The following is a 742-nucleotide window of genomic DNA, read 5'->3' as shown; positions in this document are numbered from 1 at the left end:
CGGGAGACTTTTGAGTGGTTTTCGGGTTTTTAAGAAACAATAAAAACGCAAAGTCAGAGACATTTGTGTAGCGTTTCAGTTGAAGACTTCGTGGAGCGGGGGCAACTGAAACATTTGAAAATAAAATTGGAGATAGTTTAGAGCAAATTCAACAAACCTTTAAAGATTTTAAGATAGATATGTCATTCAGTACAAAAAAAGAAAAACAAAGTAAAAAATTTAATTAGTATGAATAAGAATCAGGGAATGGCAGCTGGGTGTTTTTTTGTATGTATGGGATTGCTAATTTTTTTTTCAAATAAGTATCAAGAAAAAAAAAATAATATGATTGAAGACAATAAATCTGTTACAGTTGCTAAGGTTTTTTATATTGAGCGTAGAAGAGGCTTTACAGATGCAAGATTTTACTTTTACTACAATGAAAAAAGATATGAGTCTGGCAAGTATATTAAGAATTCAGGAGACATTTATTTAGGAAAGTTTTATAAAATTGCAATCGCGACTAATAATCCTGAGTATTGTAAAATATTTCTAGAAAAAGAAGTTAAAGATTCAATAGAAATTGCTAAAGCTGGTTTCAAATTTGATTAGTAACATTTCCAAGACTCATGCTGAAAAGCAATCTCCGTGCTGCGCAATCCCGAAAGCTTTCGGGACTGACTTTGCGCCATTTTTTCTATCGTTAATTTGAAAACAGAAACGTCTCAAAGTCTCTGACTTTATATAACTCGTTCTTATAAAA

General features: G+C 31.3%; 1 protein-coding gene. It reads left to right on the top strand.

The genetic code is table 11. From position 1 onward, the window contains the following. Positions 1–228: 228 nt before the first annotated feature. Entirely contained in the window at positions 229–591 is a 363-nt protein-coding gene (locus DM397_RS00510; protein ID WP_142479049.1) for a hypothetical protein, read from the top strand. Positions 592–742: the final 151 nt, after the last annotated feature.

Source organism: Flavobacterium nitrogenifigens (assembly GCF_003254565.1).
In the GTDB taxonomy this organism is placed as follows: Bacteria; Bacteroidota; Bacteroidia; order Flavobacteriales; family Flavobacteriaceae; genus Flavobacterium; species Flavobacterium nitrogenifigens.
This window is presented reverse-complemented; position numbering and strand designations above follow the sequence as displayed.